We start from the raw sequence: 26,334 nt of genomic DNA, 5'->3' as shown, positions 1-26,334 counted from the left end.
TGTTGGATGGTGACATGGCCGTACGACTCCCCCGCCCCCGCCGCTTCGACGTCCACGTCGCGCTGGGCGGACTCCTCGGCGGGCTGCTGCTGTGGGGCGTCGGCCTGGCCACCCGGCCGCACACCGAGGCGTACGTGCTGCTGCCGGGGCGCTGGCCGGTACTGCTGCCGCTCTTCGTCATGGCGGGCTGCGAGCTGCTGCGCCGGAGCGCCCCCCGCACCGCTCTGCTGATCGGGACGCCCGCGATCGTCCTGGACACCGTCACCCAGGGCAACCTGGTCACGATCCTGATGTACACCGATCTGATGTACGCGGCCGTCCTGTACGGCCCGCCCGCGTCGGCCCACCGCATCCCGCGGATCACCGGGCTGCTCTCGGTGGCCGCGGCGGTGGTGCCGTTCGCTCTGTGGCGCGAGCCCGAGGCGCTGCTGATCGGCGTGATCACCGGCCTCGTGTCCTTCGGCCCCGCCGCCACCGGACTGATCGTCCGCAACCACCGGGACGCCGCCGAGGCGGCCCGGCTGCGCGCCGAACAGACCGCGCTGCTCGCCGAGATGGACCGCACCCAGGCGGTCACCGCCGAACGTGCCCGGATGGCCCGCGAGCTGCACGACATGGTCGCCAACCACCTGTCGGCGATCGCCATCCACTCCACCGCCGCGCTGTCCCTCGACGATCCGAAGACCTCTCAGGAGGCGCTCGTGGTCATCCGCGAGAACAGCGTGGAGGGGCTCGCCGAGATGCGGCGGCTGATCGGCATCCTGCGCGACAGCAGCGGCGACGTGGAACCGTCCGCCGCTCCCACGCTCGACGGTCTCGGCGCGCTGGTGGAGGGCGCCCGCACCAACGGCCTCGACGTCACCCTCGACGCCGAACGGAGCGAGGTGCCCGCCCCTGTCGAGCTCGCCGCCTACCGCATCGTGCAGGAGTCGCTGACCAACGCGCTCAAGCACGCCGCCCCGGGCCGGGTCACCGTGGCACTCGCCCGGCGGGACGGCTCCCTCGTCGTCAGCGTGACCAGCCCCTACGGGGACCGGGACGCCCCGCGCGCCCCCGGGTCCGGCGCGGGTCTGGTCGGCATGAGAGAGCGCGTGGCCCTGCTGGACGGCACGTTCGAAGCCGCCCCCGAGGACTCGCCCGAGGGCAAGATCTGGGTGGTACGCGCCACCCTCCCCGTCAGCCACAGCCTCGAAGGAGACACCGCATGATCCGCGTCCTGGTCGCCGAGGACCAGTCCGCCGTCCGCGCCGGGCTCGTCCTCATCCTGCGCAGCGCGCCCGACATCGAGGTGGTCGGTGAGGCGGCGGACGGCGAGCAGGCGGTGGCGCTGGCGCGGGAGCTGCGGCCGGACCTGGTGCTGATGGACGTTCAGATGCCGCGCCTTGACGGGGTGTCGGCGACCCGGCAGGTCGTCGGGGAGCGGCTCGCCGACGTGCTGGTGCTGACCACCTTCGACCTCGATGAGTACGTCTTCGGGGCACTGCGGGCGGGCGCGGCCGGCTTCCTGCTGAAGAACACCGAGGCGGCGGAGCTGCTGGAGGCCGTGCGGACGGTCGCGCGCGGGGAGGGGCTGATCGCCCCGGCGGTCACCCGGCGGCTGATCGCGGAGTTCGCCGCGAAGCCCACCAGGGAACCGGCGGCCGATCCGGCGGTGCTCGAACAGCTGACCCGGCGGGAGCGCGAGGTGCTGTCCTGCCTCGGCCAGGGGCTGTCCAACGCGGGCATCGCGGAGCGGCTCGACATGGCCGAGGCGACGGTGAAGACCCACGTCAGCAGGCTGCTGGGGAAGCTGGAGCTGCGCAGCCGGGTGCAAGCCGCCGTGCTGGCCCAGGAGTTGGGTGTCTGAATCACGATCGGTGCTGGTGGTCCAGACCTATTGACCGGTGGTCCAGACCTTTCTATTCTCACCGCACCATGAGTGGGCGTGAGGCTCAGTCACGCCCCCACAACTCCATCAAGGAGGCGCACCATGCGCTTCAGACACAGAGCCGCGGCAGGGTTCGCGACCCTGTTGCTCCCCTTCGCCGGCCTCGTCGGCCTGGCGAGCCCGGCCCAGGCAGCCACGTCCGCCACCGCGACCTACGCCAAGACCCAGGACTGGGGCTCCGGCTTCGAGGGCAAGTGGACGGTGAAGAACACCGGCACCACGGCCCTCAGTTCCTGGACGGTCGAGTGGGACTTCCCCTCCGGCACGTCCGTCACCTCCTCCTGGGACGCCGACGTCACCTCCTCCGGCGCTCACTGGACCGCGAAGAACAAGTCCTGGAACGGCACCCTGGCCCCCGGCGCCTCCGTCACCTTCGGCTTCAACGGCAGCGGCACCGGCTCCCCGGCCAACTGCAAGCTCAACGGCGGCAGCTGTGACGGCGGCACCACGGAACCCGGCGACAGCGCACCGAGCGCCCCCGGCACCCCGACCGCCTCGGACATCACCAACACCTCGGTGAAGCTGTCCTGGTCCGCCGCCACCGACGACAAGGGCGTCAAGAACTACGACGTCCTGCGCGACGGCTCCAAGGTCGCCACCGTGACGGGCACGTCGTACACCAGCACCGGCCTCACCGCCGGCACCGACTACTCCTACTCCGTCCAGGCCCGTGACACCGCCGACCAGACCGGCCCGGTCAGCGGAGCCGTCCGGGTCCGCACCACCGGCGGCACCACCGAGCCGCCCACCGGTGACAAGGTCAAGCTCGGCTACTTCACCGAGTGGGGCGTCTACGGCCGCAACTACCACGTGAAGAACCTGGTGACCTCGGGCACGGCCTCGAAGATCACCCACATCAACTACGCCTTCGGCAACGTCAAGAACGGTCAGTGCACCGTCGACGACACCTACGCCGCCTACGACAAGGCCTACACGGCCGACCAGTCGGTCAGCGGCCAGGCCGACACCTGGGACCAGCCGCTGCGCGGCAACTTCAACCAGCTGCGCCAGCTGAAGGCCAAGTACCCGCACATCAAGGTGCTGTACTCCTTCGGCGGCTGGACCTACTCCGGCGGCTTCGGCCAGGCGGCGCAGAACGCGGCCGCGTTCGCCAAGTCCTGCAAGGCCGTCGTGGAGGACCCGCGCTGGGCCGACGTCTTCGACGGCATCGACATCGACTGGGAGTACCCGAACGCCTGCGGCCTGACCTGCGACACGTCCGGCCCGGCGGCCTTCAAGAACCTCTCCCAGGCCCTGCGCGCCGAGTTCGGCGCGAACTACCTGGTCACCGCGGCCATCACCGCCGACGGCTCCTCCGGCGGCAAGATCGACGCGGCCGACTACGGCGGCGCCGCCCAGTACCTCGACTGGTACAACGTGATGACGTACGACTACTTCGGCGCCTTCGACAAGGACGGCCCGACCGCCCCGCACTCCCCGCTCACGTCCTACCCGGGGATCCCGCAGGCGGGCTTCAACTCGGCCGACGCGATCGCCAAGCTGAAGGCCAAGGGCGTCCCGTCCAAGAAGCTCCTGCTCGGCATCGGCTTCTACGGCCGCGGCTGGACCGGCGTCACCCAGTCCGCCCCGGGCGGCTCGGCCACCGGCGCGGCTCCGGGCACGTACGAGGCGGGCATCGAGGACTACAAGGTCCTGAAGAACTCCTGCCCGGCCACCGGCACCATCGCCGGCACGGCGTACGCGCACTGCGGCAGCAACTGGTGGTCGTACGACACCCCGGCGACCATCGCGGGCAAGATGAGCTGGGCCAAGAACCAGGGCCTGGGCGGCGCGTTCTTCTGGGAGTTCAGCGGAGACACCGCGAACGGAGAGCTCGCGACCGCGATCGACAGCGGCCTGAAGTAGGCCGGATCACAGAGAAGTTCGAAGGGTCGTAGACCCTAGGCGACATTGACGCTCCCCCAGACTTCGTCCGGGGGGACCCCCACCCAGCGGGTGAATGTGGCTACGCCACATTCACCCGCTGTCCGGGCGGGGCTGCCTCAAGCCACGCGAGGAAACCGGTCAGCGCGTCTTCGCTCATCGCGAGTTCCAGACGCGTGCCCCGGTGCAGACAGGCCAGGATCACATGGTCGGACAGGAGCGCCAGCTCCTCCTCGCCCTCCGGCACCCGGCGGCCGGCCACCTCGATGGCGGACCGCTCCAGGGTGCGGCGCGGACGCGGTGAGTACGAGAAGACGCGGTACCACTCCACGCGGTCGCCGTTGTACCGGGCCACCCCGTACGCCCAGCCCTTGCCGTTGCTGTCGCCCTCGGCCGGGGCGTCCCAGCGCAGGCTGGCGTCGAAGGTGCCGCCCGAGCGCTGGATCAGCCGGCGGCGCAGACCGAAGACGAACAGGCCCACCACCACGAGGGCCACCACGATTCCGCACACAGTCAGAGCGAGGACCATCGACACCGACCTCCTCGTCTCCTAGGTAACGGAACGTAAAAATCACCCACATCCGCCTCAGCCGCGGCCGGGTCCGGATCTCTCCGGTACCCAGCCGCGGCTGAGTGACGTCATCACACGGCGGACTCCGGTCAGCGCGCCGCCGTGGCAGCCCGCAGACGGACGTCCGCGCGGCGCTGGGCCTCCGCGTCGTCCTCCGCCTTCGCGCGCTCGAGCTCCTGCTCCGCGCGCTGGACATCGATCTCGTCCGACAGCTCGGCGACTTCCGCCAGCAGCGAGAGCTTGTCGTCCGCGAACGAGATGAATCCGCCGTGGACCGCGGCGACGACCGTCCCGCCCTCACTCGTACGGATGGTCACCGGGCCCGACTCCAGCACACCGAGCAGCGGCTGGTGACCGGGCATGACGCCGATGTCGCCGGACGTGGTGCGCGCGACGACCAGGGTGGCCTGGCCGGACCAGACCTCACGGTCGGCCGCGACCAGCGCGACGTGCAGCTCAGCAGCCAAGGGTGGCTCCTCGGGTCACCACCCGGCAGGGGTGCCGGGTGTTGGTTACAAGTCTAGTAGGCGTGGCAGAGGGGGCGGGACGAACCCCGCCCCCTCCGACGAGCACGGGGCTCAGGAGACGCCGAGCTCCTTGGCGTTGTTCTTGAGGTCCTCAAGACCACCGCACATGAAGAACGCCTGCTCCGGGAAGTGGTCGTACTCGCCGTCGCAGATCGCGTTGAACGCGGCGATCGACTCGTCCAGCGGCACGTCCGAACCGTCCACGCCGGTGAACTGCTTGGCGGCGTGGGTGTTCTGGGACAGGAAGCGCTCCACGCGACGGGCACGGTGGACGACGAGCTTGTCCTCCTCGCCGAGCTCGTCGATACCGAGGATCGCGATGATGTCCTGCAGGTCCTTGTACTTCTGAAGGATGTTCTTCACGCGCATCGCGGCGTTGTAGTGCTCCGCCGAGATGTACCGCGGGTCGAGGATGCGGGACGTCGAGTCCAGCGGGTCCACGGCCGGGTAGATGCCCTTCTCGGAGATCGGACGGGACAGAACCGTCGTCGCGTCGAGGTGGGCGAAGGTGGTGGCCGGGGCCGGGTCGGTCAGGTCGTCCGCGGGGACGTAGATCGCCTGCATCGAGGTGATCGAGTGACCACGGGTCGAGGTGATGCGCTCCTGGAGGGTGCCCATCTCGTCGGCCAGGTTCGGCTGGTAGCCCACCGCGGAGGGCATACGGCCGAGCAGGGTCGACACCTCGGAACCGGCCTGGGTGAAGCGGAAGATGTTGTCGATGAAGAACAGCACGTCCTGCTTCTGGACGTCACGGAAGTACTCCGCCATCGTCAGGCCGGCCAGGGCCACGCGCAGACGGGTGCCCGGGGGCTCGTCCATCTGGCCGAAGACCAGGGCGGTCTTGTCCAGAACGCCGGACTCTTCCATCTCCGCGATGAGGTCGTTGCCCTCACGGGTGCGCTCGCCGACACCCGCGAAGACGGAGACGCCCTCGTGGAGGTTGGCGACACGCATGATCATTTCCTGGATCAGCACGGTCTTGCCGACACCGGCACCACCGAACAGACCGATCTTGCCGCCCTTGACGTACGGGGTGAGCAGGTCGACGACCTTCAGGCCCGTCTCGAACATCTCGGTCTTCGACTCGAGCTGGTCGAACGCGGGGGCCTTGCGGTGGATGGACCAGCGCTCGCCCTCGTGCGTCTCGTCGCTGTTCAGCACCTCACCGAGGGTGTTGAACACCTTGCCCTTGGTGAAGTCGCCGACCGGGACGGTGATGCCCGCACCGGTGTCGACGACCGGGGCCTGGCGGACCAGACCGTCGGTGGGCTGCATGGAGATCGCGCGGACCAGGCCGTCACCCAGGTGCTGGGCGACCTCCAGGGTCAGCGTCTTCTTCTCGCCCGCGAGCGCCGGGTCGGCGACCTCGACGTGAAGGGCGTTGTAGATGTCCGGCATCGCGTCGACGGGGAACTCCACGTCGACGACCGGGCCGATGACCCGCGCGACGCGGCCCGTCGCCGTGGCCGTCTCAACAGTGGTGGTCATTTGTCAGTCACTCCCCGCGGTCGCGTCGGCCAGGGCACTGGCGCCACCGACGATCTCGCTGATTTCCTGGGTGATTTCGGCCTGGCGGGCCTGGTTGGCAAGCCGGGTGAGCGTCTCGATGAGCTCTCCGGCGTTGTCGGTGGCCGACTTCATCGCGCGCCGCGTGGCGGCGTGCTTGGAGGCAGCCGACTGGAGCAGCGCGTTGTAGATGCGGCTCTCGACGTAGCGCGGCAGCAGGGCGTCGAGGACGTCCTCCGCCGAGGGCTCGAAGTCGAACAGCGGGAGGATCTCGCCCTTGGGCTTGGCCTCCGCCGCCACCTCGTCGAGGCTGAGCGGCAGCAGCCGCGCCTCGATCGCCGTCTGCGTCATCATCGACACGAACTCGGTGTAGACGATGTGGAGCTCGTCCACGCCGCCCTCGGCCGTCTCCGTCTCGATCGCCTCGATCAGCGGGGCCGCGACCTTCTTGGCGTCCGCGTACGAGGGCTCGTCGGTGAAGCCCGTGAACGACTCCGCGATCTTGCGCTCGCGGAAGTTGTAGTGGGCGACACCGCGGCGGCCGACGATGTAGTTGACGACCTCCTTGCCCTCGGCCTCGAGCTGCGCCGTGAGCTTCTCCGCGGCCTTGATGGCGTTGGAGTTGAAGGCGCCGGCCAGACCGCGGTCGCTCGTGAGGAGCAGGACCGCGGCGCGGGTCGGGTTCTCGGGCTCGGTCGTGAGCGGGTGCTTGGTGTTGGATCCGCCGGCGACCGCCGTGACCGCCCGGGTGAGCTCGGTCGCGTACGGCGTGGAGGCCGCCACCTTGCGCTGCGCCTTGACGACGCGCGAGGCGGCGATCATCTCCATCGCCTTGGTGATCTTCTTGGTCGCGGTGACGGATCGGATGCGACGCTTGTAGACCCGGAGCTGGGCTCCCATGAGTCAGGTCCCTTCCGTCGTCACTTACCGGCAGCCGGGGTGTCCTCGCCGAGCAGCTTGCCGTCGGAGGTCTCGAACTGCTTCTTGAACTCCACGATGGCGTCGGCGACGGCCTGGAGGGTGTCGTCGGACATCTTGCCGCCCTCGCGGATGGAGGTCATGAGGCCCTGCTCCTTGCGGTGCAGGTACTCCAGCAGCTCCTTCTCGAAGCGGCGGATGTCGGCGACGGGGACGTCGTCCATCTTGCCGGTGGTGCCGGCCCAGACGGAGACGACCTGGTCCTCGGTGGCCATCGGCTGGTACTGCGCCTGCTTCAGCAGCTCGACCATGCGCTGACCGCGCTCCAGCTGCGCCTTGGACGCGGCGTCCAGGTCGGAACCGAAGGCGGCGAACGCCTCCAGCTCACGGAACTGGGCGAGGTCCACGCGCAGACGGCCGGAGACCTGCTTCATCGCCTTGTGCTGCGCGGAACCACCGACTCGGGAGACGGAGATACCGACGTTCAGCGCGGGGCGCTGACCGGCGTTGAACAGGTCCGACTCCAGGAAGCACTGGCCGTCGGTGATGGAGATGACGTTGGTCGGGATGAACGCCGAGACGTCGTTGGCCTTCGTCTCGACGATCGGCAGACCGGTCATCGAGCCGGCACCCATCTCGTCGGAGAGCTTCGCACAGCGCTCCAGCAGACGGGAGTGCAGGTAGAAGACGTCACCCGGGTAGGCCTCACGGCCCGGCGGGCGGCGCAGCAGCAGCGACACGGCGCGGTAGGCGTCGGCCTGCTTCGACAGGTCGTCGAAGATGATCAGGACGTGCTTGCCCTGGTACATCCAGTGCTGGCCGATGGCCGAGCCGGTGTACGGCGCCAGGTACTTGAAGCCGGCCGGGTCGGACGCCGGGGCGGCGACGATGGTCGTGTACTCCAGCGCGCCGGCCTCCTCCAGAGCGCCGCGCACACCGGCGATCGTGGAGCCCTTCTGGCCGATGGCGACGTAGATGCAGCGGACCTGCTTGTTCGGGTCGCCCGTGCGCCAGTTGTCGCGCTGGTTGATGATGGTGTCGACGGCCAGGGCGGTCTTGCCGGTCTGGCGGTCACCGATGATCAGCTGACGCTGGCCACGGCCGATCGGGGTCATCGCGTCGACGGCCTTGTAGCCCGTCTCCATCGGCTCGTGCACCGACTTGCGGACCATGACGCCCGGGGCCTGCAGCTCCAAGGCGCGGCGGTCCTCGGTCTCGATCTCGCCGAGGCCGTCGATCGGGTTGCCGAGGGGGTCCACCACGCGGCCGAGGTAGCCCTCGCCCACCGCAACGGAGAGAACCTCACCGGTACGGGAGACCGGCTGGCCCTCCTCGACGCCGCTGAACTCGCCGAGGACGATGGCACCGATCTCGCGCTCCTCGAGGTTGAGGGCGAGGCCGAGGGTGCCGTCCTCGAACTTCAGCAGCTCGTTGGCCATGGTCGAGGGCAGGCCCTCGACCTTCGCGATGCCGTCACCGGCGAAGGTGACCGTACCGACCTCCTCGCGCGAGGCCGCGTCCGGCTTGTACGCCTGGACGAAGTTCTCCAGCGCGTCCCGGATCTCCTCCGGCCGGATCGTGAGCTCCGCCATCTGGGTTCCCTGCTCTCCTTGTTGGGCCCGAAGTTTCACTTTGGGGGTCTGGGGGCGACCCCCAGGATTCTTCTGCACGGCCCAACCAGGGCCGTCGTAAGTACGTACTGCCTATTGAGTTGCTGCTCAGCCGGCGAGCCGACGGCCGGCGTCCTCGATGCGGTCCGCGAGGGAGCCGTTGATGACCTCGTCACCGACCTGCACCCGGATTCCGCCGAGGACCTCGGGGTCCACGTCCAGGTTGAGGTGCATCGTGCGGCCGTAGAGCTTCGCGAGGGCGGCGCCCAGGCGCTGCTTCTGCGGGTCGCTCAGCGGCACCGCCGAGGTGACGATGGCCACCATGCGGTCCCGGCGCTCGGCGGCGAGCTTGGACAGGGACTCCAGTCCCGACTCCAGGCTACGTCCCCGCGGCGCGGTCACAAGGCGCGTGACCAGACGCTCGGTGGCCGACTGCGCCCGGCCGCCGAGCAGGCTGCGCAGCAGCTCGCTCTTCGCCGAGGTGGTGGCCTTGCGGTCGGTCAGCGCGGCACGCAGCTCGGTGCTGCCGGAGACGATCCGGCCGAACCGGAACAGCTCGTCCTCGACGTCGTCGAGCTTGCCGGCCTGCTGCGCGGCGGTGAGGTCAGCGGTGTTCGCCAGCACCTCCAGCGCGTCCACCAGGTCGCGCGACTGCGACCAGCGGGAGCGCACCATGCCGGCGACCAGGTCGGCGGCCGGGCCGCTGACCTGGGTGCCGAGCAGACGCTGGGCCAGACCTGCCTTGGCCTCCGCGTCCTGCGCCGGGTCGGTGAGGACCCGGCGCAGCGACACCTCGCGGTCGAGCAGCGCGGTGACGGCGGCCAGCTCGTCGGCGAGCGAGCCCGCGTTCACGGACGTCGAGTCCGTCAGCGCGTCGAGACGCTCACGTGCGGCTGCCAGGGCCTCGCGGCTCGCTCCGTTCATCGTCCGGCCTCGGCCTTCTCCTCGAGCTCGTCGAGGAACCGGTCGATCACGCGGCTCTGGCGGGCGTGGTCCTCGAGGGACTCCCCGACGAGCTTGCCGGCCAGGTCGGTGGCGAGCTTGCCGACGTCCTGGCGCAGCGCGGAAGCGGCGGCCTTGCGGTCGGCCTCGATCTGGGAGTGGCCGGCGGCGACGATCTCCTCGCGCTGACGCTGGCCCTCGGCCCGCATCTCGGCGATGAGCGTGGCACCCTGCTCCTGCGCCTCCTGGCGCAGGCGCGCGGCCTCGTGCCGGGCCTCGGCGAGCTGTGCCTTGTACTGCTCAAGGACGCTCTGGGCCTCGACCTTCATGGTCTCGGCCTCTTCGATACCGCCTTCGATCGCCGCGCGGCGCTCCTCCAGAACCTTGTTGATGTTCGGAAGCAGCTTCTTCCAGAAGAAGAAGAACACGATGGCGAAGGCGATGGTGCCGACGAGCAGCTCGGGGCCCGGAGGAACGAGCGGGTTCTGCTCTTCCTCGGCCGCCAGCTGCACCAGGTTGGCGATCACATCAGTGCCTTTCGTCGAAACGTGTCGGTGAGCAGGTAATTACTGACCGAACACGAACGGCATAACGATGCCGATGAGGGCGAGCGCCTCACAGAAGGCGAAGCCCAGGATCTGGTTGGCGCGGATCAGGCCGGCGGCCTCGGGCTGACGGGCCAGGGCCTGGGTGCCGTTACCGAAGATGATGCCGACGCCGATGCCGGGGCCGATGGCGGAGAGGCCGTAGCCGATGGAGCCGAGCGAACCGGAGACAGCGGCAAGGGTCTCAGTGGCAGCCATGCTGAATCTTCCTTCTCTTTCACGGACCGGCGGGGGTTGGCCACCGGACGTTCTTGGGATCTTGCGGGGGTGAGGGGCTCAGTGGTGCTCGGCCAGAGCGCCCTGGATGTACGTGCAGGCGAGGAGTACGAACACGTACGCCTGGACGGCCTGCACGAAAAGCTCGAAGACGATCATGGCCATGGTCATCACGAAGGAGATACCGGCCGCCGGGATCATCCAGCTGTTGAGCAGGTACCAGGAGGCGACGGTGAACATGACCAGCATCAGGTGACCGGCGAACATGTTCGCGAACAGTCGGACGGCGTGGGTGAACGGCCGGACGAGCAGGTTCGAGAAGAACTCGATGATCATGACCAGCGGCAGCACCGGGCCGAGCGACTTGTCGTAGCCGGTGATGTTCTTGAAGAACCCGACGAAGCCGTGCCGCTTGAAGGTCAGCGAGACCCAGGTCACGTAGACGACCGCGGCGAGGACCGCCGGATAGGCGATGACCGACGACACCGGGAACTGCGCCAGCGGGATCACGGACCAGATGTTCATGATCCAGATGAAGAAGAACAGCGAGACCATCAGGGGGACGTACTTCTCGCCCTCCTTCTTTCCGAGGGTCTCGTAGACGATGCCGCGGCGGACGAAGTCGTATCCGGCCTCACCGACCATCTGCAGCTTGCCGGGCACCACCTTGGCCTTGCCGAAGGCCGCCCAGAAGAAGCCGATGACGAGGATGGTGGTGATGATGGCGAGCAGCATCACCTTGTTGAACTCGTACCCTCCAACCGTGGCAATCGGCTTGAAGAGGAACGAGTGCAGGCCCGGTGCCGGAAAACCACACCCGTCGGACATGATCCGACAGCTCCAGTCAAAGGCGAGCTGGGTCTGGTCAGCACTCACCGCGGGCTCCTTCGGCGTGACGCATAGGTACGGCAACCTCGTTGTGTCGGCGCGGCGCGCAGCCGCGGTTCGGCACGGGACTGGTGTTACGGATGTGAGGGCGGCTGGGGGGCATCGAGCCTCGCGTTCGAGCAGGCGTCAGCTCAGATGCCCGCGCCCGCGATGCCGCAGTTGGCACCGGACGATAGCAGGAGTTCCTACTGCCCTTTATCGCGCCCCTACTCGTCACGACGACGGTCCGGTCTTCTCGGGCTTCTCGCTCTTCTCGGAGTCCGGGTCGATGTAGAAGATCTTGGCCTTCATATGCGCACGAGCCTGCGCGGCCATCCACACGACGGTGGCGATGACGAGCCCGAGGGCGAACGCCTTCGCGTTGAAGAGAGAGGTGTCCTTGAAGAGGGCGACGAAGATCAGGAGAAGCAGCAGCTGGGCGACATAGAGCATCAGCCCCATGGCCTGGAACAACTGCGGGAGCGTTTTTGCCGTCCACTGGAGAACGTAGAGGCCGACCCCCATGAAGAGGATGGCCAGCACGGTGCCGACGGCCGCTCCGATGGCTCCCTTGCCTCCGGCCACCACGCCACTGACGGCGACCACGACCACACCGGCAGCGGCTGTGGGTACAGCGCACTGCACGAGGTTCCGGGCGTCATTGGACGGCATGGCGGCAACTCCGCTTTCGCAGGGGGCAGGGGTGTCGTCATGGACGAGCGTAGTCCCGGGCTGAGTGGAGACCTCACGCCAATGGACCGTCGCACTGCGGTCCTTCGGCTCTATCCGGGGGGTTCTCGTGAACCGTATCACAAACTATTTGATGCAGTCTTTACCTGGAGGTGTGCGGACTGTCACACATGAGAGTGAACCCGCGCGTCTGAGCGGGAAGCGCGCCCAGATGTCTGGTATTGGGCGCTTCGCACCCCCATCGCAACCCCACGACTTGGCAATGCTCTAGTCAGATTCTTACCTTGTCCCCGCCTTGCGCCGGTCGGCCAGGCGCGAACGGGGGCCGATGGCGGTCGCGCCGTTGACACCGGCCACCCCGGACACCACGGGGGTGCGGTTCTCTGCGCCGGCGGGGACGTGCTGGTCCGCCGCGGACGCCGGGGTCGAGGCCTCCGGTGCGAGGGCCGCGACCGAGCCGCGACGCCGGTAGCGGGGCGGCACGAAGCGCTCCATCCAGCGCGGGGCCCGCGGTGTGAAGCGCGGCAGCAGAAGCAGCAGGAGCCCGATCGCGCTGAGGAACACCACACCCAGCACGATCCACATGGACGCCGAGTTGACCGAGTAGGCGAGGGCGCCGAAGGCGATCAGCGCGGACCAGAAGTACATGATGAGCACCGCGCGGCTGTGCGAGTGGCCGATCTCCAGCAGCCGGTGGTGCAGGTGGCCGCGGTCGGCGGCGAACGGGGACTGGCCGCGCCAGGTGCGGCGCACGATCGCCAGGATCAGGTCGGCGGCCGGCACCGCGATGATCGTCAGCGGCAGCAGCAGCGGGATGTAGACGGGGACCGTCTGGTGCACGGCCTCCTTCTCGGAGCCCACGTACAGGTTGAGCGCGTCCGGGTCGACCTGGCCCGTGACGGAGATCGCGCCGGCGGCCAGGACCAGGCCGATCAGCATCGAGCCCGAGTCGCCCATGAAGATCCGGGCCGGGTGCATGTTGTGCGGCAGGAAGCCCAGGCACATGCCCATCAGGATCGCCGAGAAGAGGGTGGCCGGGGCGGCGGCCTCGATGCCGTACGAGTACCAGATGCGGTAGGCGTACAGGAAGAACGCCGTGGCGGCGATGCAGACCATGCCGGCCGCGAGGCCGTCCAGGCCGTCGACGAAGTTGACCGCGTTGATGGTGATGACGACGAGCGCCACCGTGAGCAGGGTGCCCTGCCACTGGGTGAGCGCCACCGAGCCCACGCCCGGGATCGGCAGCCACAGGATCGTCAGACCCTGCACGACCATCACGCCCGCGGCGATCATCTGGCCGCCCAGCTTGATCAGGGCGTCGATCTCGAACTTGTCGTCCAGGACACCGATCAGCCAGATCAGCGCCGCCCCGGACAGCAGCGCCCGGGGTTCGTTCGACGTCTCGAAGACCTGGTTGAGGTTGGTCAGGTGGTCGGCGACCAGCAGGCCCGCGCACAGGCCGAAGAACATCGCGATACCGCCGAGGCGCGGAGTGGGCTCCCGGTGCACGTCACGTGCCCGGATCTCCGGCATCGCTCCGGCCACGATCGCGAACTTCCGTACCGGCCCTGTCAGCAGATACGTCACCGCGGCCGTGATGCAGAGCGTCAGGAGGTATTCACGCACGGGCTTCCCCACAGGTCTCGCTGGCCATCTCAGCCCCACACCCTAGCGATGCGCGCATATGAGTGGGGACTTCCGGGTAGCGACGATGGTTGCACGAGTGGCTGTGCACCCTGATGCGCTTACCCCGGCTCACGCCGGATACGGCGGAAATCCACCGGCCAGCTCCCGCACATCTTCACGGGCTCTTGAGGGATCCGTCACGCCCCCGAGCACCCCGGCGAGCAGCTCGGCGATCCGGGCCATCTCCGCCTCGCCCATACCTTGCGTGGTGACCGCGGCCGTGCCGAGCCGCAGCCCCCGGGCATCGCCGTGCGGCAGGGCGCAGCAGTCCATGACCAGGCCGGACGCGGCGAGACGGCCCCGGGCCGTGCGCCCGTCCACACCGAGGGGCGCCGGGTCGGCGGTGATCAGGTGGGTGTCCGTGCCGCCGGTGGTGACGACCAGTCCCGCCGCGCCCAGCCGGGCCGCCAGAACCCGCGCATTCGCCACCACCTGATGGGCGTACGCGGCGAACGCCGGTGTTGCCGCCTCCCCGAACGCGACCGCCTTGGCGGCGATGGTGTGCATCTGCGCACCGCCCTGTGTGAAAGGGAACACCGCCCGGTCGACCCGCTCGGCCAGCTCCGCCCGGCACAGGATCAAGCCGCCGCGCGGGCCCCGCAGCACCTTGTGGGTGGTCCCGCAGACGATGTCCGCGTACGGCACCGGATTCGGCGCCGCTCCCCCGGCGACGAGTCCGAGGGGGTGCGCGGCGTCCGCGATGAGGTAGGCGCCCACCTCGTCGGCGACCTCGCGGAAGAACGCGTAGTCGAGGTGCCGGGGGTAGGCGATGGAGCCGCACACGATCGCCTTGGGCCGGCGCGTGCGGGCCAGGGTGCGCACCTGCTCGTGGTCGATGAACCCCGACTCGGCCTCCACCCCGTATCCGACGAAGTCGAACCAGCGGCCGGAGAAGTTGGCCGGTGAGCCGTGCGTGAGGTGACCGCCGTAGGGCAGGCCGAGGGCGAGGACGGTGTCACCGGGACGCAGCAGGGCCGCGTAGGCGGCGAGCACCGCCGAAGAGCCCGAGTGCGGCTGGACGTTGGCGTGGTCGGCGCCGAACAGGGCTTTCGCCCGCTCCACGGCGAGGCGCTCGGCGACGTCGGCGATCTCGCAGCCGCCGTGGTGCCGCGCCCCCGGGTACCCCTCGGCGTACTTGTTCGCGAGCGGTGACCCGAGGGCGGCCAGTACGGCAGGGGAGCTGAAGTTCTCGGCGGCGATCAGCTGGAGCGTGGTCGACTGCCGCTCCCGCTCGCCGAGCAGGATGTCGGCGAGCTCGGGGTCCTGGCGGCGCAGGACGTCGGCCTGGATGGCAGAGGTGACCGTCATGGTGGGCTCCGGGCGGCGTCGCATTGCGGGGCGGTTCGCCTCCGGGGCGCCTGAGTCGGTCCTGAGGGGCCGATGGTGCTCAGCCCTCCGGGCCTTTGCGCGTTCGGCCTCTCGGGACCGACGCGCCCCTTCGGCTCACGCGCCGGGGTGACGTACGTCCAATGTAGGCCCGGGGCCCACGAGGCGCTCGGCTGTTACATCTTTGCGGGGACACCGGTCAGAGCCGTGACGACCGGATCGAGTGCCTGGTGTATCTCGTCGCCGATGGACCGGAAGAACGTCAGGGGCGCGCCGTAGGGGTCGTAGACCTCGTCCGCCTCGGCGTTCGGTGCCAGCAGCCACCCGCGTAGAGCCGCCGCGGCGCGGACCAGCGCACGCGCGCGGACGACCACGCCCTCCTCCAGGGGCGGCAGGGTCACCGGGTCGATGGCCTTGACCAGACGGGTGAACTCCTTGAGCGTGAAGGTCCGCAGGCCCGCCGAGTGACCCATGGAGATGACCTGCGCCCGGTGGTCCCTGGTGGCGGTCAGTACCAGGTCGGCGCGGATCACGTGCTCGTCGAGGAGCTCGCGCCCGGTGAAGCCGGAGGCGTCCGCGCCGAAGTCGGCCAGGACGGTCTCCGCGTGGGACTCCATGGGCGCGCCCTCGTGGCCCCAGGTGCCGGCGCTCTCCACGATCAGCCCGCCGCCCAGGATGCCGAGCCGCTCCCGCACCGCATGGCGGGTCAGCCGCTCGGTGATGGGCGAGCGGCACACGTTGCCGGTGCTGACGTGGAGGATGCGGAAGCTGTCGCGCGGAAGTCCCACGAAGGTCGTCGTGATCTCCGCCGCGCTTTCCCCGTTGCCTATGCCACGCCCCGATCCAGGGGCCGTCAATTCGCCACCTCGAGGTCGGGTACGACCTTTCGCAGCTCGTCCGCCGAGATGGCACCGGCGCGCAGCAGCAGCGGCACCTCACGGGTCACGTCGACGATCGACGAGGGCACGATGCCGGGGGTCGGGCCACCGTCGAGGTAGACGGAGACGGAGTCGCCCAGCATCTCCTGCGCGGCGTCGCAGTCCTCCGGCGCGGGATGGCCGGTCAGGTTCGCGGAGGAGACGGCCATGGGACCGACCTCGGTCAGCAGTTCGATGGCGACCGGGTGCAGGGGCATGCGCACGGCGACCGTGCCCCGGGTGTCCCCGAGGTCCCACTGGAGGGACGGCTGGTGCCGGGCGACGAGCGTCAGGGCTCCCGGCCAGAACGCGTCGACCAGCTCCCAGGCCGGCTCGGAGAAGTCCGTGACGAGACCGTGCAGCGTGTTCGGGGAGCCGATGAGGACGGGGGTGGGCATGTTGCGGCCCCGGCCCTTCGCCTCCAGCAGGTCGGCGACCGCCTCCGAGGAGAACGCGTCGGCGCCGATGCCGTACACCGTGTCCGTCGGCAGCACCACGAGCTCGCCACGGCGGACGGCGGACGCTGCCTCGCGCAGACCGGTCACACGGTCGGTCGCGTCGTTGGTGTCGTATCGCCGTGCCATCTTTAGCTGGCCTCCTCGTACACGTGCTGCTGGGATGAAGTCCACGAAGTCAACGAAGTCCGCGAAGAGCGCGGGGTGCCCGGTGTGCTCACGGCAGGGCCTTGCGGGCCGTGGCGAAGCGCGGGCGGTTGTTGAGGTCCGGGTGGTCGGCCGCGTCCGTCCAGCCGCGGTCCTCGGCGAAGATCCACGGCACCTGGCCGCCCTGGGTGTCGGCGTGCTCGACGACGACGACGCCGCCCGGCCGCAGCAGCCGGTGCGCGGTGCGCTCCAGGCCGCGGATGAGGTCGAGGCCGTCCTCGCCGGAGAAGAGGGCCAGGTCGGGGTCGTAGTCCCGCGCCTCGGGGGCGACGTACTCCCACTCGGTGAGCGGGATGTAGGGCGGGTTGGTGATGACCAGGTCGACCTGGCCGTCCAGGTCCGGGAAGGCCGTGAGCGCGTTGCCCTGCCGCAGGTCGACCCTGGACCCCTCGACGTTCTTGCGGGTCCACTTGAGGGCGTCCTCGGACAGCTCCACGGCGTGCACGCGCGAGCGCGGCACCTCCTGGGCGAGGGCGAGGGCGATGGCGCCGGAGCCGGTGCACAGGTCGACGATGCACGGCTCGACGACGTCCATGGCCCGTACGGCGTCTATGGCCCAGCCGACCACGGACTCCGTCTCGGGCCGCGGCACGAACACCCCGGGGCCGACCTGGAGTTCCAGATAGCGGAAGTAGGCGCGCCCGGTGATGTGCTGGAGCGGTTCGCGGGCCTCGCGGCGGGCGATGACCTCCCAGTAGCGGGCGTCGAAGTCGGAGTCCTTGACGGAGTGCAGCTCGCCGCGCTTGACGCCGTGCACGAACGCGGCGAGTTCCTCCGCGTCGGTGCGCGGCGAGGGCACGCCTGCGTCGGCGAGCCGCTGGGTGGCCTGGGCCACCTCCGCGAGCAGCACGCTGCGGGGGCTTGGGGGTCGCCCCCCAAATGACTGCTGCACGCAAGTCCTCCGTATTACTCGTACGTGATCATTCGTACGCGCTCGTGCCTGCCTTACGCAGCCGCCAGCTTCGCCGCCGAGTCCGCGTCGACGCATGCCTGGATCACCGCGTCGAGGTCGCCGTCCAGGACCTGGTCCAGGTTGTACGCCTTGAAGCCGACGCGGTGGTCGGAGATGCGGTTCTCCGGGAAGTTGTAGGTGCGGATCTTCTCGGAGCGGTCGACGGTGCGGACCTGGCTGCGGCGGGCGTCGGCCGCCTCCCTCTCCGCCTCCTCCTGCGCCGCCGCGAGCAGCCTGGAGCGCAGGATACGCAGAGCCTGCTCCTTGTTCTGCAGCTGGCTCTTCTCGTTCTGGCAGGAGGCGACGACTCCGGTCGGGATGTGCGTGATGCGCACGGCGGAGTCGGTGGTGTTGACGGACTGCCCGCCGGGCCCGGAGGACCGGTAGACGTCGATGCGGAGGTCGTTGGGGTTGATCTCGACGTCGACCTCCTCGGCCTCGGGCGTGACGAGCACACCGGCCGCTGAGGTGTGGATCCGCCCCTGGGACTCCGTGGCGGGCACGCGCTGCACGCGGTGCACGCCGCCCTCGTACTTCATCCGCGCCCAGACGCCCTGGCCCGGCTCGGTGGCACCCTGGCCGCCCTTGGTCTTCACGGCGACCTGCACGTCCTTGTAGCCGCCCAGCTCCGACTCGGTGGCGTCGATGATCTCGGTCTTCCAGCCGACGCGCTCGGCGTAGCGCAGGTACATGCGCAGCAGGTCGCCGGCGAACAGGGCCGACTCGTCGCCGCCCGCGCCCGCCTTGATCTCCAGGATGACGTCCTTGTCGTCGCTGGGGTCGCGCGGGACGAGCAGGAGGCGCAGCTTCTCCGTGAGCTCCTCGCGCGCCTTCTCCAGCTCCTTGACCTCGGCGGCGAACTCCGGGTCGTCGGCGCCCAGTTCACGCGCGGTCTCGATGTCGTCGCCCGTCTGCGTCCAGGAGCGGTACGTGGCGACGATGGGGGTGAGCTCGGCGTAACGCTTGTTCAGCTTGCGCGCGTTGGCCTGGTCGGAGTGGACCGACGGGTCGGCGAGCTTCTTCTCCAGGTCGGCGTGCTCGGCGACGAGTTCCTCGACGGCCTCGAACATCTTGGGCTCCTGTGCGGGACGGGGGTGAAGGGCGGGCGACCAAAAACGCCGGTCCCGGAGCGCCCGGTGAGGGGGCGCTTCCGTGGACCGGCGGTATGGGGCTCGCTACTTCTTGGAGCCGGCGGCCTTGCCGAAGCGGGCCTCGAAGCGGGCCACACGGCCACCGGTGTCGAGGATCTTCTGCTTGCCCGTGTAGAACGGGTGGCACTCGGAGCAGACATCGGCGCGGATGGTGCCGGACTCGATGGTGCTGCGGGTGGTGAACGACGCGCCACAGGTGCAGCTGACCTGCGTCTCGACGTACTCGGGGTGGATGTCGCGCTTCAAGGTGTCTCCTAGGTTCGGGAGGGCGCCGGGTCGCTGCCGCGGGGTGCGGGAGCGTGAACCGGAGCCGACGTACCAGTCTGCCAGGACTGGGGCCATCCCCCAAAACCGGGGGTTGCCGTTGTTTGTTCCCTGCGGGCCGGTGTCGCTTGCTCGCGCAGTTCCCCGCGCCCTTTACGGCGCGGTCACGACACCCTTGGCCTCGCCCGAGGCGTTGCCCTTCGTCGCGCTCTTCGGGATCGGCTTGTCGTCCTCCAGGGCCTTCCAGATCTGGTCGGCCTTCTTCTTCTGGAGGAGGACGCGGTTGGGGTCGGCCGGGTCGTAGGCCACCGGCATCGTGACCATGTGCATGTTGGACGGGCTGATGCCCTTCAGGCCGCTCGCGAAGGAGGCGAGCTTGTTGACCGAGCCGAGGTCGGAGTCGGTCGTCACCGTCTTGGTCGCGGTCTCCGCGAGGTCGAGCAGCTTCTTCGGGTTCGAGAAGACGCCGACGTCCTTGATCTGGTTGACCAGGGCCTTGATGAAGGCCTGCTGGAGCTGGATGCGGCCCAGGTCGGAGCCGTCACCCACGCCGTGTCTGGTGCGGACCAGGCCGAGGGCCTGCTCACCGTCGAGGGTGTGGGTGCCGGCCTTCAGGTTCAGATGGCTGTCGGGGTCGTCGATGCTCTTGGTCGTGGTGATCTCGACGCCGCCGAGGTCGTCGATGAGCTTCTGGAAGCCGGCGAAGTCGACCTCCAGATAGTGGTCCATGCGCAGGTCGGTGATCGACTCGACGGTCTTCACGGCGCAGGCGGCCCCGCCGGTGGAGTACGCGGAGTTGAACATCACGCTGCGCGCGGCCGGGTACTCGTTGCCCTTGGTGTCCGTGCACGAAGGGCGGTCGATGAGGGTGTCACGCGGGATGGAGACCACGCTGGCCTTCTTGTGCCCCTTGTAGACGTGCACGATCATCGCCGTGTCGGAGCGGGCGCTGCCGTCGTCGGTGCCGCCGCCGAGCTTCTTGTTGCCGCCGGCGCGGGTGTCCGAGCCGAGGACCAGGATGTTCTCGGAGCCGTTGTCGGCCTTCTTGGGCCGGTCCGTGCCGAGGGCCTGGTCGATGTCGACGCTCTTGAGGTTGCCGTTGAGCTTGAAGTACAGGTAGCCGGCTCCGGCACCGCCCAGGACGACGATGCCCGCGGCCGTCCAGGCCGTGATCAGCAGGCCCTTGTTGCGCTGCGGGGGCTTGCGGCGCCGGCCCTTGCCGCGGTGGCGCGCTCCACTGGTGCCGGTATCGCCCGGTATCCCCGGGTCGGGTGTGCTCTCGGCGGACATGTACTCCTCAGCTCTTCTACGGTCGGTTACCCCCTGCGGTCAGTGCCAGGCGTGGCCGGAGAAGACCCTTCCTCGCACTATCGTCGCCCCACCTGGTCAGACGGAGAAACTCGGGAAAGGGTTGCACAACGGACTGTGCCCACCGCGTGCGGCGGTGGGCACAATGCGTGTTCGGCGTGATCGAGCGGAACCCGCTCACCTGCAATTTCAGCCGAAGATGTCGTACTGCTTGAAATCGGTGCCCACGGACTTTCTTGTGGCAAAGATCTCGCTTGTCCCCTTGCCGGTGCCCGCGTACAGGTACAGCGTGCCGCCGGGGGTGCGGGCGAGGAAGTCGGCCTTGCCGTCGCCGGTGACGTCACCGGGAGCGTCGAAGGCGTTGTAGTCGGCCCAGGTGCGCACCTTGACCCGGGCCGAGAAGGCGCCCGAGCCGGCCTTGCCGGTGCCCTTGTACAGGTAGATGGCGCTGCCGGACTTGCTGCGGGCGAGCAGGTCGGTCTTGCCGTCCCCGTTGTAGTCGCCCTTGCCGCGCACGGAGTTGTACTGGTTCCAGCCGGAGCCGACCTTCACGCGCGGCGCGAAGGTGCCGTTGCCCTTGCCCGGGTAGATCCACATGACGCCCGCCGAGTCGACCGAGAGCAGGTCGGGCAGGTAGTCCCCGGTGACGTCACCGGGGGTGATGATCCGGGTGCGGGTCTTCCAGTTGTCGGCGATCTGCTTGGTGGACCAGGTGCCGCTGGAGATGACGTAGTGCGTCCAGAAGACGTCGCCGGTGGAGCTGACCCGGTAGACGAGGTCCTGGTAGCCGTCGCGGTCGAGGTCGGTCTGGAGGACGACGTTCACGCCGTTCCAGTTGCCCCAGGACTCGCGGGCGGCGAAGGACGTGCCCTTGGAGTCCTTGGAGTAGCCGGTCTTGGTGGAGGCGTTGCGCACCCAGAGGTCGGCCTTGTGATCGCCGCTGATGTTGGTGTCGTCCAGGCGCGGGTAGGCGGCGCCGACGTAGGAGCTGACCTTGGCGAAGACGCTGTAGGCGCCCTTGGCGACGCAGTCGGTCACGCCCCAGGACACGACACCGACGATCCGGTTGTTGACGACCAGGGGGCCGCCGGAGTCGCCGTTGCACGCGGAGACGGTGCCGGTGTCGCTGCCGGTGGCGGGCTTGCCCGCGCAGACCATGTGGCCCTTGACGAAGTCCGCGCCGTACGCGCCGGAGCACGTCGTGTCGGACTGCATGGGCAGCGTGGCCGTCTTCAGCGTCTCGGAGATGTCTTCGCTGGTGGAGCTGGTGCGGCCCCAGCCGTAGACCTTGGCGCTGGTGCCGGCCTTGTACGACGTGGTGTCGCCCGACGTCGTCATCCGGATCGGGGTGGCCTTGACCGGGACGGGCAGGGTCAGCACCGCGATGTCGTTGTCGATGGTCGTCGCGCTGTACGACGGGTGGTTCCACTGCCGCCAGACACCGGTGACGGTGCCGCCGTGCAGGTCGGTGCCGTCGGCCGAGGGCAGCTGGGAGGTGCCGGTGACGACAGCGCCGTTGGCGTTCCAGTTGTAGCCCTTGACGCAGTGCGCGGCGGTGAGGATCTTCGTCGGCGCGACGACGGCGCCGCCGCAGAAGAAGCCGATGTCGTCGCTGGTGCCCGCGGTGCCCCGGTCGTCGTAGTAGTGGAGCTGCGCCATCCACGGGGCCGTGCTGATGGTGGTCTCGTTGCCACCGATGATCTTGGGATCGATGCTGCCGGCGACGGTGCCCGCGCTGAGCGAGGCCTTGCTCGTCTTGCCGGCGACGTCGTCACCGGCCATGGCGCCCGCGACGCGCTTCTCCAGCTCGGCGAGCGACGGCGAGCTGACGGCGGGCTTGACCGTCGGCTGCGGCAGCGGGGTGGCCGCACCGGCGGACGTCGTCAGCAGCGCGCCGGCCACGGCGGCGGCGACACCGGCCGCGGCGACGGGCAGTGCGATGCGTATCCGGCGTCTGTGCCGACCGCCCCCGGGCATGGGTGTACCCACGTATGTCCCCCCTCGGGATCACAAGTTCGAAGAGAGCGTGATCCTACCCGCACACGAACAGCACAAAGAGGGCCGCCCCCGTCCGGGAGCGACCCTCTTCGTGCAGTCCTTACCTCAGCCGACCGTCTCAGTCGCCGTTGCCCGGCGTCGGGGTGGTCTTCTGGATCTGCATCAGGAACTCGACGTTCGACTTCGTCTGCTTCATCTTGTCGAGCAGCAGCTCGATCGCCTGCTGCTGGTCGAGCGCGTGCAGCACCCGGCGCAGCTTCCAGACGACCGCGAGCTCCTCGTTGCCGAGCAGGATCTCTTCCTTACGGGTACCGGACGCGTCGACGTCCACCGCCGGGAAGATGCGCTTGTCGGCGAGCTTGCGGTCGAGCTTGAGCTCCATGTTGCCGGTGCCCTTGAACTCCTCGAAGATCACCTCGTCCATGCGGGACCCGGTGTCCACCAGGGCGGTGGCGAGGATGGTCAGCGAGCCGCCGTCCTCGATGTTGCGGGCCGCACCGAAGAAGCGCTTCGGCGGGTACAGGGCGGTGGAGTCGACACCACCGGACAGGATGCGCCCGGAGGCCGGGGCGGCGAGGTTGTACGCACGGCCCAGACGGGTGATCGAGTCGAGCAGCACGACCACGTCGTGACCCAGCTCCACCAGGCGCTTGGCGCGCTCGATGGCGAGCTCGGCGACGGTGGTGTGGTCCTCGGCCGGGCGGTCGAAGGTCGAGGAGATGACCTCGCCCTTCACCGACCGCTGCATGTCGGTGACCTCTTCCGGACGCTCGTCGACGAGGACGACCATCAGGTGGCACTCGGGGTTGTTGTGCGTGATCGCGTTGGCGATCGCCTGCATGATCATGGTCTTGCCGGTCTTCGGCGGGGCCACGATCAGACCGCGCTGGCCCTTACCGATCGGCGACACGAGGTCGATGATGCGGGTGGTGAGCACGCCCGGGTCCGTCTCCAGGCGGAGGCGGTCCTGCGGGTACAGCGGGGTGAGCTTGTTGAACTCCGGGCGGCCGCGGCCGTGTTCGGGCGCCATGCCGTTGACGGAGTCCAGGCGGACCAGCGCGTTGAACTTCTCGCGCCGCTCGCCTTCCTTGGGCTGGCGCACGGCACCGGTGATGTGGTCGCCCTTGCGCAGGCCGTTCTTGCGGACCTGGGCGAGGGAGACGTACACGTCGTTCGGGCCGGGCAGGTAGCCGGACGTGCGGATGAACGCGTAGTTGTCGAGGATGTCCAGGATGCCCGCGACGGGGATCAGGACGTCGTCCTCGGTGATCTGCGGCTCCTGGACGTCGTCACGGCCGCGACGGCCACGGCGGTCGCGGTAGCGCCCGCGACGGCCACGACGGCCACCGTCGAAGTCGTCGTCGTCCTGCTGCACCTGCTGGCCACGGTCCTGGCGGCCGCCGCCCTGCTGGTTCTGCTGCTGGCCGCGGTCCTGGCGGCCGCCGCCCTGCTGGTCGTCGCCCTTGCCGCCGCGGCGGTCGCCACGGTCACGCCCGCGGTCCCGGTCGCGGTCACGGCGGTCGCGACGACGGCCCTCGCCGTCACCGGACTCGGACTTGGCCTCGTTGTTCTGGGACTGCTGCTGCGACTGCGCCTCGGCCTTGGTGTCGGTCTTCGCCTCGGCGACGATGGTCTCCCCGGCGGAAGCAGGGGCTCCGGCCTCGGCGGTGGCCCGGCGGCGACGGCGCTCGGGCGCGTCGTCTCCCGCGCGCTCGTTCTCGCTCGACCGGGAGGCGCCTCCGGCGGGCTGGCCGGGGATCTCGATCTGCTGCTGCGCCACGGCCTTCTCGGCCTTGTCCGCGGGGGCCTTGGCCTCCTTCGCGTCCGCCTTCTTCTCCGCCTTCTCGGCGTTGTCGCCCGTACGGGTCCGCGAGGTGGCGCGGCGCTTGGGCTTGGTCTCGGCGGGGGCGTCGGCCTTGGCAGCCGGAGCGGCGCCGCCGGACGCCTGCGCCTCCTTGATGACCTCGATCAGCTGGCTCTTGCGCATACGCGCCGTGCCCCTGATGCCGAGGCCGGATGCGACCTGCTGAAGCTCGGCCAGCACCATGCCCTCGAGGCCGGTACCGCGGCGCCGCCGGGAGCCGGCACCGCTGGCAGGCGCGGAGGCGTCCGTGGCGGGCGCGGCAGCGGTCTCCTCGACACGTGCGCCCATCAGATCGGTGGTGTCGCTCACGAAGGGTCCTTCCCTGGAGCGGACGTCGGCCTGTCTGGCTCGGCGACCGGTTGTGCTGTCCGGCTTCGGTCCGTGTGGTGTGAACCGTGCCGGGGCGGTGGTCCGCCTAAGCGGCGGAGGAATCTGGTGATGGCGCTTCCTTGTGTCGTGGCACCCAGTGTCAGTGTCACGCGGCGTGGTAGCACCGGTTCCGGAGCGTGCCCTGCGCCCCGCTCAGTGTCCTCGTACGGCGTACGGTCCGACGTACGGAACACAGTGCGGCTTGGGGGGCTCCCGGAAGAATGTCTGTCCCGGACGGGGACACGAGGCACCTCGCCATGGTGGGGTCGGGTGCAGACTTGAGGTTAACACTACCGGATCCAACAAACATTCCCTCTCTCGAAATCCGGCAACCGCGCGGTTTCAGATGTCTCCGGAGGCGGCGAGCGGCAGCACGCTCGCGCCCTGCTGATCGAGGCGGAGCCGGTTCGCCGCCCAGTCCGCGCCCGCCAGGGCCTCGACCTTGCCGGCGGTGTCCTCGTCGGCCAGTGCCATGACCGTCGGTCCGGCCCCGGAGATGACCGCGGGGATGCCGTCACCCCGCAACCGCTCCACCAGTGCCGCGCTCTCGGGCATGGCCGGCGCGCGGTACTCCTGGTGCAGGCGGTCCTCGGTGGCGGGCAGCAGCAGTTCGGGTCGGCGCGTCAGGGCCTCGACGAGCAGGGCGGCCCGGCCGGCGTTGGCGGCCGCGTCGACGTGCGGCACGGAGCGCGGCAGCAGCCCGCGCGCGGTTTCCGTGAGAACCGGCTTTCCGGGCACGAAAACCACCGGAACGATGGAATCCGCGGGCTTCATCCTGATCGCGCGGGCGGCTCCGCCCTCCATCCAGGACAGCGTGAAGCCGCCCAGCAGGCACGCCGCGACATTGTCGGGGTGGCCCTCGATCTCCGTGGCGAGTTCGAGCAGCGCGGTGTCGTCGAGCTTCGCGTCGGCCCCTATGGTCACGGCGCGGGCGGCGACGATGCCCGCGCAGATGGCCGCCGAGGAGGAGCCGAGGCCCCGGCCGTGCGGAATGCGGTTGGCGCAGACGATCTCCAGACCGCGCGGCTGTCCGCCGAGCAGGTCGAATGCGGTGCGCAGGGACCGTACGAGAAGGTGCTGCTCGTCGCGCGGGAGCGTCTCGCTTCCCTCACCTGCGATGTCGATGTGCAGCCCGGAGTCGGCCACCCGGACGACCACGTCGTCGTACAAGCCCAGCGCGAGGCCGAGGGCGTCGAAGCCCGGGCCGAGATTGGCGCTGGTGGCGGGGACGCGCACCCGGACGGCGGCGGCGCGGAACGCTGGACCGGCCATCGCTCGATGACTCTCCTTGAGCTGCGTGATTGTCGAATGACGTTCAGTGGACATTCGATGGCGTACGAGAACCCTGGGGGCCGCTGCCGACCGGGCTGGCCGGCGGCTGTCCCGGCCGCGGAGACGGCGCGGCACGGTGCTCCATGCGGAGGCATATGCGGCGGGCGGGTTCAGTACAGCCTATCGAAGGAAGGTTCTGTGGCGACATAGGGCGCACAGGAGGCGCACGATGCGTGTCGTAAGCCCCCTGTGCACCCCCCGTAGGGAATCTCCCCCGGCCGGCGCCGTCTTACGCCGGAACG

At 69.4% G+C, this 26,334-nt stretch carries 24 protein-coding genes; 3 read left to right on the top strand and 21 right to left on the bottom strand.

Annotated features, from left to right (window positions below; translation table 11 throughout):
* Positions 1 to 14: 14 nt before the first annotated feature.
* The 3 genes from AB0E85_RS22080 (at position 15) to AB0E85_RS22070 (ending at position 3,793) form a co-directional block, all read left to right on the top strand.
* A complete protein-coding gene (locus tag AB0E85_RS22080) occupies positions 15 to 1,208 on the top strand; it encodes a histidine kinase (protein WP_361929713.1) in 1,194 nt (397 codons plus the stop codon).
* Complete coding sequence (locus AB0E85_RS22075) at positions 1,205 to 1,846, top strand: response regulator transcription factor (protein ID WP_361929711.1); 642 nt, start codon at positions 1,205 to 1,207, stop codon at positions 1,844 to 1,846. The genes AB0E85_RS22080 and AB0E85_RS22075 overlap by 4 nt, the downstream gene beginning before the upstream one ends.
* Positions 1,847 to 1,969: 123 nt before the next feature.
* Complete coding sequence (locus AB0E85_RS22070; RefSeq protein WP_361929708.1) at positions 1,970 to 3,793, top strand: glycoside hydrolase family 18 chitinase; 1,824 nt, start codon at positions 1,970 to 1,972, stop codon at positions 3,791 to 3,793.
* Positions 3,794 to 3,893: 100 nt separating this feature from the next.
* Here AB0E85_RS22070 and AB0E85_RS22065 read toward each other — a convergent pair whose 3' ends face one another.
* The 21 genes from AB0E85_RS22065 to thrB form a co-directional block, all read right to left on the bottom strand.
* The gene (locus AB0E85_RS22065; protein WP_361929706.1) at positions 3,894 to 4,340 is read right to left on the bottom strand and encodes a DUF2550 domain-containing protein; all 447 of its coding nucleotides are present in this window, start codon (positions 4,338 to 4,340) and stop codon (positions 3,894 to 3,896) included.
* Positions 4,341 to 4,471: 131 nt separating this feature from the next.
* Positions 4,472 to 4,849: a F0F1 ATP synthase subunit epsilon gene (locus AB0E85_RS22060; RefSeq protein WP_033312984.1), complete on the bottom strand. Its 378-nt coding sequence runs from the start codon at positions 4,847 to 4,849 to the stop codon at positions 4,472 to 4,474.
* A 111-nt stretch (positions 4,850 to 4,960) separates the two neighbouring features.
* On the bottom strand, positions 4,961 to 6,397 hold the full coding sequence (gene atpD / locus AB0E85_RS22055) for a F0F1 ATP synthase subunit beta (RefSeq protein ID WP_361929703.1): 1,437 nt from the start codon (positions 6,395 to 6,397) through the stop codon (positions 4,961 to 4,963).
* Positions 6,398 to 6,400: 3 nt separating this feature from the next.
* Complete coding sequence (locus tag AB0E85_RS22050) at positions 6,401 to 7,315, bottom strand: F0F1 ATP synthase subunit gamma (protein WP_361929700.1); 915 nt, start codon at positions 7,313 to 7,315, stop codon at positions 6,401 to 6,403.
* Between the two features lie 20 nt (positions 7,316 to 7,335).
* A complete protein-coding gene (atpA, locus tag AB0E85_RS22045) occupies positions 7,336 to 8,925 on the bottom strand; it encodes a F0F1 ATP synthase subunit alpha (protein WP_361929698.1) in 1,590 nt (529 codons plus the stop codon).
* 126 nt (positions 8,926 to 9,051) lie between these two features.
* Positions 9,052 to 9,867: a F0F1 ATP synthase subunit delta gene (locus AB0E85_RS22040; protein WP_361929695.1), complete on the bottom strand. Its 816-nt coding sequence runs from the start codon at positions 9,865 to 9,867 to the stop codon at positions 9,052 to 9,054.
* Positions 9,864 to 10,412 carry a F0F1 ATP synthase subunit B gene (locus AB0E85_RS22035; RefSeq protein WP_142159450.1) on the bottom strand — a complete coding sequence of 183 codons (549 nt, stop codon included), beginning with the start codon at positions 10,410 to 10,412 and terminating at the stop codon, positions 9,864 to 9,866. Before AB0E85_RS22035 ends, AB0E85_RS22040 begins: the two co-directional genes overlap by 4 nt.
* A gap of 39 nt (positions 10,413 to 10,451) precedes the next feature.
* Positions 10,452 to 10,688, bottom strand: a complete 237-nt coding sequence (locus AB0E85_RS22030) for an ATP synthase subunit C (RefSeq protein ID WP_010040161.1) — start codon at positions 10,686 to 10,688, stop codon at positions 10,452 to 10,454.
* 78 nt (positions 10,689 to 10,766) lie between these two features.
* Positions 10,767 to 11,534 (bottom strand): F0F1 ATP synthase subunit A, encoded by a 768-nt coding sequence (gene atpB / locus AB0E85_RS22025; RefSeq protein ID WP_094055975.1) that lies wholly within the window; start codon positions 11,532 to 11,534, stop codon positions 10,767 to 10,769.
* Positions 11,535 to 11,807: 273 nt separating this feature from the next.
* Positions 11,808 to 12,245, bottom strand: a complete 438-nt coding sequence (locus AB0E85_RS22020; RefSeq protein WP_361929692.1) for a hypothetical protein — start codon at positions 12,243 to 12,245, stop codon at positions 11,808 to 11,810.
* 297 nt (positions 12,246 to 12,542) lie between these two features.
* Complete coding sequence (locus AB0E85_RS22015; protein WP_361929689.1) at positions 12,543 to 13,889, bottom strand: MraY family glycosyltransferase; 1,347 nt, start codon at positions 13,887 to 13,889, stop codon at positions 12,543 to 12,545.
* A gap of 129 nt (positions 13,890 to 14,018) precedes the next feature.
* Positions 14,019 to 15,257 carry a serine hydroxymethyltransferase gene (glyA, locus tag AB0E85_RS22010; RefSeq protein WP_361929686.1) on the bottom strand — a complete coding sequence of 413 codons (1,239 nt, stop codon included), beginning with the start codon at positions 15,255 to 15,257 and terminating at the stop codon, positions 14,019 to 14,021.
* A 194-nt stretch (positions 15,258 to 15,451) separates the two neighbouring features.
* A complete protein-coding gene (locus tag AB0E85_RS22005; protein WP_033312994.1) occupies positions 15,452 to 16,132 on the bottom strand; it encodes a low molecular weight phosphatase family protein in 681 nt (226 codons plus the stop codon).
* Entirely contained in the window at positions 16,129 to 16,776 is a 648-nt protein-coding gene (locus tag AB0E85_RS22000; protein ID WP_361929683.1) for an L-threonylcarbamoyladenylate synthase, read from the bottom strand. The genes AB0E85_RS22005 and AB0E85_RS22000 overlap by 4 nt, the downstream gene beginning before the upstream one ends.
* Positions 16,777 to 16,864: 88 nt before the next feature.
* A complete protein-coding gene (prmC, locus tag AB0E85_RS21995; protein ID WP_361929680.1) occupies positions 16,865 to 17,704 on the bottom strand; it encodes a peptide chain release factor N(5)-glutamine methyltransferase in 840 nt (279 codons plus the stop codon).
* Positions 17,705 to 17,799: 95 nt separating this feature from the next.
* Entirely contained in the window at positions 17,800 to 18,876 is a 1,077-nt protein-coding gene (gene prfA / locus AB0E85_RS21990; protein ID WP_361929678.1) for a peptide chain release factor 1, read from the bottom strand.
* 105 nt (positions 18,877 to 18,981) lie between these two features.
* Entirely contained in the window at positions 18,982 to 19,203 is a 222-nt protein-coding gene (rpmE, locus tag AB0E85_RS21985) for a 50S ribosomal protein L31 (RefSeq protein WP_003992975.1), read from the bottom strand.
* A gap of 171 nt (positions 19,204 to 19,374) precedes the next feature.
* Positions 19,375 to 20,511, bottom strand: coding sequence for an LCP family protein (locus AB0E85_RS21980; RefSeq protein ID WP_361929675.1), 1,137 nt, complete (start codon positions 20,509 to 20,511; stop codon positions 19,375 to 19,377).
* A 207-nt stretch (positions 20,512 to 20,718) separates the two neighbouring features.
* Positions 20,719 to 22,506, bottom strand: coding sequence for a trypsin-like serine protease (locus tag AB0E85_RS21975; RefSeq protein ID WP_361929770.1), 1,788 nt, complete (start codon positions 22,504 to 22,506; stop codon positions 20,719 to 20,721).
* A 139-nt stretch (positions 22,507 to 22,645) separates the two neighbouring features.
* Complete coding sequence (rho, locus tag AB0E85_RS21970; protein WP_361929672.1) at positions 22,646 to 24,700, bottom strand: transcription termination factor Rho; 2,055 nt, start codon at positions 24,698 to 24,700, stop codon at positions 22,646 to 22,648.
* 402 nt (positions 24,701 to 25,102) lie between these two features.
* The gene (gene thrB, locus AB0E85_RS21965) at positions 25,103 to 26,032 is read right to left on the bottom strand and encodes a homoserine kinase (protein ID WP_361929670.1); all 930 of its coding nucleotides are present in this window, start codon (positions 26,030 to 26,032) and stop codon (positions 25,103 to 25,105) included.
* Positions 26,033 to 26,334 lie beyond the last annotated feature (302 nt).

This window comes from Streptomyces sp. NPDC029044, assembly GCF_040637495.1.
Lineage (GTDB): Bacteria > Actinomycetota > Actinomycetes > Streptomycetales > Streptomycetaceae > Streptomyces.
This window is presented reverse-complemented; position numbering and strand designations above follow the sequence as displayed.